At 68.3% G+C, this 6,541-nt stretch carries 7 protein-coding genes; 4 read left to right on the top strand and 3 right to left on the bottom strand.

The genetic code is table 11. The features are described 5' to 3' along the window. Positions 1 to 258 precede the first annotated feature (258 nt). The gene (locus K5Q19_RS17270) at positions 259 to 576 is read left to right on the top strand and encodes a hypothetical protein (protein ID WP_292947859.1); all 318 of its coding nucleotides are present in this window, start codon (positions 259 to 261) and stop codon (positions 574 to 576) included. A 47-nt stretch (positions 577 to 623) separates the two neighbouring features. Next, a complete protein-coding gene (locus K5Q19_RS17265; RefSeq protein WP_292947856.1) occupies positions 624 to 1,169 on the top strand; it encodes an MmcB family DNA repair protein in 546 nt (181 codons plus the stop codon). Here the strand turns inward: K5Q19_RS17265 and K5Q19_RS17260 are convergent. Further along, positions 1,166 to 1,741: a TMEM165/GDT1 family protein gene (locus K5Q19_RS17260; protein ID WP_292947853.1), complete on the bottom strand. Its 576-nt coding sequence runs from the start codon at positions 1,739 to 1,741 to the stop codon at positions 1,166 to 1,168. The genes K5Q19_RS17265 and K5Q19_RS17260 overlap by 4 nt on opposite strands. A gap of 367 nt (positions 1,742 to 2,108) precedes the next feature. On the opposite strand from K5Q19_RS17260, the gene K5Q19_RS17255 reads away from it, so the two are divergent. Continuing rightward, positions 2,109 to 3,491, top strand: a complete 1,383-nt coding sequence (locus tag K5Q19_RS17255) for an alginate export family protein (RefSeq protein ID WP_292947850.1) — start codon at positions 2,109 to 2,111, stop codon at positions 3,489 to 3,491. Here K5Q19_RS17255 and K5Q19_RS17250 read toward each other — a convergent pair. Both K5Q19_RS17250 and K5Q19_RS17245 read right to left on the bottom strand, forming a co-directional pair. Then, on the bottom strand, positions 3,464 to 3,649 hold the full coding sequence (locus K5Q19_RS17250; RefSeq protein WP_292947847.1) for a DUF1289 domain-containing protein: 186 nt from the start codon (positions 3,647 to 3,649) through the stop codon (positions 3,464 to 3,466). The genes K5Q19_RS17255 and K5Q19_RS17250 overlap by 28 nt on opposite strands. Continuing rightward, on the bottom strand, positions 3,649 to 4,974 hold the full coding sequence (locus K5Q19_RS17245; protein ID WP_292947862.1) for a M20/M25/M40 family metallo-hydrolase: 1,326 nt from the start codon (positions 4,972 to 4,974) through the stop codon (positions 3,649 to 3,651). The genes K5Q19_RS17250 and K5Q19_RS17245 overlap by 1 nt, the downstream gene beginning before the upstream one ends. A 289-nt stretch (positions 4,975 to 5,263) precedes the next feature. Between K5Q19_RS17245 and K5Q19_RS17240 the strand changes: the two genes are divergently transcribed. Next, positions 5,264 to 6,541: DEAD/DEAH box helicase (locus K5Q19_RS17240; protein WP_292947844.1), on the top strand; the 1,278-nt coding region annotated here is incomplete at its 3' end.

Below are 6,541 nucleotides of genomic sequence, written 5' to 3'. Positions count from 1 at the left end.
TTCATCTCTTACCGACCATCACCCGTTGACAGCAGCCTTCGGAGGGCAGCGCTCTATCCAGCTGAGCTACGGGTGCGTGGGGGAACCGCCTAGCAGCGCCGCGCGCGGCATTCCAGCGGTTTGTGGCTAGCGGACAATAACCGAAGGTTCGTCGTTTAGCGATTTGGTAGCGGGCGCTGGCGTATTCTGCCGTGCATGGCTGCTCGTCCGCCCTCCTCCGATGCGAATCGCGCTGCCGTCCGCGCAGGGGCGAGCCAGATGGCGATGAAATGGACCGCCGTGCACGAAGCGGCAGCGGCGGTCGGTGAACTGGCCGGGATCGCGCCCGAGTTTCGCACGCCAGAAGTCCGCAATTTTCCGGCAATCATGCGCGATACGGGCGGCTGGCGGTATCGACTCGCCGAGCAGGGCGTGGATGATCTGGCGGCGATTCTCCAGCCTGGCCTTGCCGCACTGCTGGCGCTGCACGGCAGCGGCGCGCCCGCCGGGGCGGCGGCGCTGGCGCTGTGGCAGGAGTTCCACACCGCCCGCGCGGGATTGCTGGCACTGATCCCGCCGCTGGGGATCGAGCGGTAGCGCAGTGCGCGCTTCCATTGTTCCATTTTTGTTCTTAAGCTTGGGCCATGCTCGATTCGGCCCTTCCTTCTGGATCTCCCAACCCTGCCGCCCTAAACTCTGGCGCCCCAAACTCTGGCGCCCCAAACTCTGGCGAACGTGAGGCGCAGGCCGTCGCGCGCGGGATCGGCCGCCTGTTTGCGCGAAACGGGATCTGGTGCCTGGCCGAAATGCCGCTGCGCTCCGGCCGGCGGGCGGACCTGATGGGGATCGATGGCAAGGGCCGCATCGTGATCGTGGAGATCAAGGTGGCGCGCGCCGACCTGCTCGGCGATGCCAAGTGGCCGGATTACCTCGAATATTGCGACCGGTTCTATTGGGGCCTTGCCCCGCATCTCGACCGGGCGTGCCTCGAAACCCCGGCATTCCGGCCGGACTTGTGCGGGGTGATCGTGGCGGACGGCTATGACGCCGAGATTCTGCGTCCGGCGCCCAGCCTGCCGCTTGCCGCCGCACGCCGCAAGACCGAGACCGAGCGGCTGGCGCGCGCGGCACTGCGGCGGTTCACCGTGGCGGGCGATCCGCATTGCGCCGGGTGGGGCGAAGAGGCCTAGATCGCGCCCGCGGTCGCAAGCAGCAGCCACAGGCCGAGCACCGCGAACAGGAGCGCGGCGACCGTGCGCACCACGCCGAGCGGGACGCGCTTCACCAGTTCGCCGCCGAGCAGGACCGCAGGCACGTTTGCCAGCATCATGCCAAGCGTGGTGCCCGCCGTGACGCCAAGCGCATCGTGGAAGCGCGCGCCCAAGGCGATCGTGGCGACCTGCGTCTTGTCCCCCATCTCGACGATGAAGAATGCGATGAGCGTGGTGAGGAAGGCGCCGCCGCGCGAGACGGCAGGTGCCTCGTCGTCGTCGAGCTTGTCGGGCACCAGGGTCCAGGCAGCCATGGCGAGGAAGCCGATTGCGACGGCATAGCGGAAGGCGGGCCCGTCGAACCAGCCCGCCGCGAGCGATCCCGCCATCGCGGCGAGGAAGTGGTTGGCGAGCGTGGCGACAAGGATGCCGAGCACGACCGGCACGGGCCGCTTGAACCGCGCGGCAAGCACGATGGCGAGGAGCTGCGTCTTGTCGCCGATTTCGGCGAGTGCGACGATCGCGGTGGAAGTGAACAGGGCTTCGAGCATGGCTGCGTTCCGGGGCCGGGCGAGAAGGTCGAGACAACGGCACCGGATATCCCCCGCCCGGCCGGACAGGAAGATCAGGTGCCATTGGTCTCGCCCGGCAGGTGGAAGCGGGGTCGCTCCATCCCTGCCGCTTGCGCCATGGCCTCTCGGCCAAGCATGTTGACGCGCCAGAACGATCTGGCAAGGGGCTGCGCGCGGAACGCGCAGCGGCTACTCCCCAAGTGACAGCGGCGGCTCTAGGGTGCTCGCGTTGGCAACGCAACACGCGACTGGACGGCCCCTGCGATTTCTGTATTCGTTCGTACATAGCACCAATCGGCCGACCTGACCGCGGGAGGTGGTGCGCACCTGACCTGTGGAAGCGACTTTGACCCGAAGAGCACTCCCGACACTGGCGGCCCTGGCGGCGCTGCCCTTCGCCGCACCTGCCATGGCGAAGCCCAGCCCGCTGGCCGAGGCGCTGGGGGCGCCGGATGACCTGTCGATCAGCGCCACCGTGCGCGCGCGGGCCGAGGGGATCGACGGACAGTTCCGCCCGAGCCCGGCGGCCGCCGATTCGATGGTCTCGCTGCGCACCACGCTCGCCATCGAATACGATGCGGGGCCGGTGCGCTTCGGCGGCGAGCTGTGGGATGCGCGCGCCTATGGCGAGGGGCCAGCCTCGAGCATCACGACATCCGACGTCAACACGCTGGAACTGGTGCAAGCCTATGCCAAGGTCGAACTGGGCGACTGGAAAAAAGGCGCGAAAGGGGGGCGCGGCCTGTTGACGCTGGGCCGCCAGACCATGGACATCGGCTCGCGGCGCCTTGTCGCACGCAACCGCTTTCGCCAGACGACCAACGGCTTCACCGGCGTGAACCTTGAATGGACCACCCACGGCGGCGCGCGGCTGCAAGCGTTCTGGACGCTGCCGCAGATCCGCCTCCCCGACGATGCGCAAGGGCTGCAGGACAACACGGTCAAGTTCGACCTCGAGACCACGCGGGTTCAGTTCTTCGGCGCGCATGCCACCTTGCCGCGCGTGCTGGGCGGAACGCTGGAGACTTATGGCTACAGGCTTGCCGAGCAGGATGGCGACAACCGGCTGACGCGCAACCGCCGCCTGTGGACCCTCGGCGCGCGGGCCTTCGCCCGGCCGCAAGCGGGCAAGTGGGACCACGACGTCGAGGGCGCGTATCAGTTCGGCACCGCGCGGCGCAGCACTTCAGCGGCGGATATGACCGACCTCGATGTCTCGGCGTGGTTCCTTCACGCCGAAGCGGGCTACACGCTGAAGGCCACATGGAAGCCGCGCCTTGCAGCGCTGTTCGATGCGGCGAGCGGCGATGGCGGCAGAGCCGGGCACTATGGCCGCTTCGATACGCTCTATGGCGCGCGGCGCTTCGATTTCGGGCCGACGGCGCTCTACGGCGCCTTGCAGCGGACCAATATCATTGCACCGGGGCTGCGGCTGGAAGCGGAGCCGGACAGGGGGACCGACGTGATGCTCTCCTACCGCGCGCTGTGGCTCGAAAACCCGCGCGATGCCTTTGCGACGACCGGTGTGCGCGATGCGAGGGGCGCTTCGGGGCGCTTTGCCGGGCACCAGGCCGAGGCGCGGCTGCGGCATTGGCTGGTGCCCGCTCTGCTGCAGGCCGAAACCGGCGGCGCGGTGCTGTTCAAGCAGGGGTTCTTGCGCGACGCCCCCAATGCGCCTGCCAGCGGCAACAGTGTCTACGGCTATTTCGACCTGACGCTGACGCTCTGAAGCCGCTCGCCCAGGGCGCCGAGGATGGCGTGCTTCTCTCGCGCCGTGGCGCTGGGCCAGACCATGATTTCCTCGATCGTGCGCGCACAGCCGCGGCAGAGCTTCGTGAACGGATCGAGCGTGCAGGTGCCGGTGCAGGGGCTGGGGGGATGGTCCATCAGCGCTTCTCGGCGGCCAGCCGGCTCATCAGCAGCGCGGCGCGCTTGGCCTGAAGGTTGAGGCTCTTGAGATCGACGGTCTCGGCCGGGGTATGGTCGCCCTTGCTGGCGGGGCCGAGGCCGACGAGGCCCGGCACATCGGCGGCGACGAAGCTGATATCGCCCGCGCCGCGCTTGAGCGGATCGAGCGGCGCCATCGCCGGCAGGCCGAGCGCGGCGTTCACTGCGTTGAGTTTCGCCAGCAGCGCGCGGTTGGCATCCGTCGGCGCCATCGGCGGGTAGCCATCCTCAAACACGATCTTGCCCGAGGCGCCGGGGAAGCCGCGCGCGACGATCGCGGCCATCTTCTCCTGCGCGCGGGTGTTCTGTTCGCCCGAGAGGGTTCGCAAGTCGCCGCGCGCGATGGCCTTGGCGGGGATGATGTTGGTCTTGCCCGCGGCGCTGACGTGCGCCTGATCGGCGGCGAGCGCGGCTTCGGCGCCGCCCGCGATCATGCCGACATTGAGCGTGAGATTGGGCTCGGGCACTTCGGCGCGGATCGCGGCGAGCATGCGCGCGAGGGCATAGATCGCGCCATCGCCATCGGCGCCGAACACGCCGCTGGAGTGGCCGGACTTGGCGGTAACCTCGATCGTCCAGCTATAGGCCGAGCGGCGGGCGATCGAGCCCATGTCGACGAGTTTGCCGTCCGGACCCACATCGCGGGCAAGGCCTTCGAAATCGAGAGCGACATCGGCCTTCTTGCCCTCTGCAATGAGATCGGCGCGTGCAGCGGACTGCGGTTCGCCCGCGTCTTCCTCGTCGCCGGTGAGGTAGGCGACCACATTCGCGCCCTTGAGCGTACCCGCTGCCGCCATCGCGCGCAGCGCGGCCAGCATGGCGACCACTCCGCCCTTGTTGTCCGCAACACCGGGGCCGGAGGCAAAGGCGCCGTTGCGGGTGAAGGTCTGGAACGGCGAATCGGGTTCGAACACCGTATCGAGGTGGCCGATCAGCAGCAGGCGCTTGGTGCCGGGCTTGCCGGTGTGGACGGCAACGAGGTGCCCGGCACGACCGGTCTGCTCCATCGGCAGCCACTTCACGGTGAACCCCAGCGCCTCAAATTCGGGCCGCACCATCTCCGCCACGGCCTTGACGCCGGCGATATTGCGCGAGCCGGAGTTCTGATTGACCAGCTTTTCAAGCAGCGCGAGATCGCGTGCCTCGTTTGCCGCGACAGTCGCGGCCATGCGCTTTTCGGGCCCGGTCAAAGCCGGCGCCGCGCGCGCGCTGGCGGAGAGCAGGAGCGAGGCGGCGAGGAGCGCGGTGGCGAGGCGGTGGTGCATGGCTTGGTGATAGAACGAGAGCCCCGCACTTGGAAAGCCTGCAACCCCTCCGCGCAATTTCCTTGCTTTCCTGCGCAATTGCGCTTAAGTGCCCCACCAGCAGGACTGGCGAGCGGACTTTCCGCCGCAGGCCCGGGCAAGCGTGAGGTCCGCCGTTTCAGGGCGTGTACCCGCCCCGGCTGAACGGCTGCTTCGCTTGGCTTCCCCTTCACGCATGGGTCGCATGGTCGACCACTTGCCTTTCGCGCGCCGCATCCTTGCCGCGCGCGCCATTCCGATTGGATTCAACATGTCTTATTTCAGCGATCTCGGCCTTGCCGAGCCGATCCTCCACGCGCTTGAAGCCAAGGGTTATACCGACCCGACGCCGATCCAGCGCCAGGCCATTCCCGCTCTCCTCGAAGGCCGCGACCTCCTTGGCATCGCGCAGACCGGCACCGGCAAGACCGCCGCTTTCGCGCTGCCCTCGCTCCACCGCCTTGCGGCAGACATGAAGCCGCGCAAGCCCGCATCGTGCCGCATGCTGGTGCTTTCGCCCACGCGCGAACTGGCCGCGCAGATTGCCGAGAACATTGCGGCTTATGCCAAGAACCTGCGCCTCACCGTCGATTGCGTGTTCGGCGGCGTGCCGGTGGGCAAGCAGGCCCGCCGCCTCGTGCCGGGCTGCGATATCCTCGTTGCGACGCCGGGCCGCCTGCTCGATCTGATCGACCAGCGCGCGCTGACGCTCAGCCGGGTCGAGATCTTCGTGCTCGACGAAGCCGACCAGATGATGGACCTCGGCTTCATCCATGCGCTGAAGCGCGTGGCGAACCTGCTGCCCAAGGACCGGCAGAGCCTGTTCTTCTCCGCGACGATGCCCAAGGCGATCGCGGATCTGGGCAAGCAGTTCATCAACAACCCGGTGCGCGTGGAAGTGACGCCGCAGGCGAGCACCGCCGAGCGCGTCGAGCAGTTCGTGACCTTCGTCAATCAGGCCGAGAAGCAGGCGCTGCTGACATTGCGCATCCGCGCGCTGCTGGCCGATGGCAAGCTTGACCGCGCGCTGGTCTTCACCCGCACCAAGCACGGTGCGGACCGCGTGGTGCGCCACTTGTCTGCCGCCTCGATCAGCGCCCGCGCGATCCACGGCAACAAGAGCCAGGCGCAGCGCACCGCCGCGCTTGACGCGTTTCGTCAGGGTTCCTGCCCGATCCTCGTCGCCACCGATATCGCCGCACGCGGGATCGACGTGAGCGGGGTGAGCCACGTGTTCAACTTCGAACTGCCCAACGTGGCCGAGCAGTATGTCCACCGCATCGGCCGCACCGCGCGTGCGGGTGCCGATGGCGAGGCGATCAGCTTCTGCGCGCCGGACGAGAAGCCCTACCTCAGGGACATCGAGAAGCTGACGGGCATCAAGCTGATGCCGCTGCCGCTGCCGGAAGGCTTCCTCGCCGAGGCCGCGAAGCTCCCCGCCGTCAGCCGCAAGCCCGAGGAAGCCGAGCGCGATGCGCGCCGCGATGATCGCGATGCACGCGGGCGCGGTGGCAACCGCGGCGGTGGCGGTGAGCGCCGCCGCGACGAC

The sequence above is a fragment of the Novosphingobium sp. genome (assembly GCF_019748365.1).
GTDB lineage: Bacteria > Pseudomonadota > Alphaproteobacteria > Sphingomonadales > Sphingomonadaceae > Novosphingobium.
The sequence above is the reverse complement of the archived record's forward strand: the minus strand, read 5'-3'. Positions and strand labels throughout refer to the sequence as shown.

Bases quoted from the DNA above. Each gene is read 5' to 3' on its own strand.
- K5Q19_RS17245 (WP_292947862.1), bottom strand. From the start codon at position 4,974: ATGCACCACCGCCTCGCCACCGCGCTCCTCGCCGCCTCGCTCCTGCTC.
- K5Q19_RS17260 (WP_292947853.1), bottom strand. From the start codon at position 1,741: ATGCTCGAAGCCCTGTTCACTTCCACCGCGATCGTCGCACTCGCCGAA.
- K5Q19_RS17265 (WP_292947856.1), top strand. From the start codon at position 624: ATGCTCGATTCGGCCCTTCCTTCTGGATCTCCCAACCCTGCCGCCCTA.
- K5Q19_RS17270 (WP_292947859.1), top strand. From the start codon at position 259: ATGGCGATGAAATGGACCGCCGTGCACGAAGCGGCAGCGGCGGTCGGT.
- K5Q19_RS17250 (WP_292947847.1), bottom strand. From the start codon at position 3,649: ATGGACCATCCCCCCAGCCCCTGCACCGGCACCTGCACGCTCGATCCG.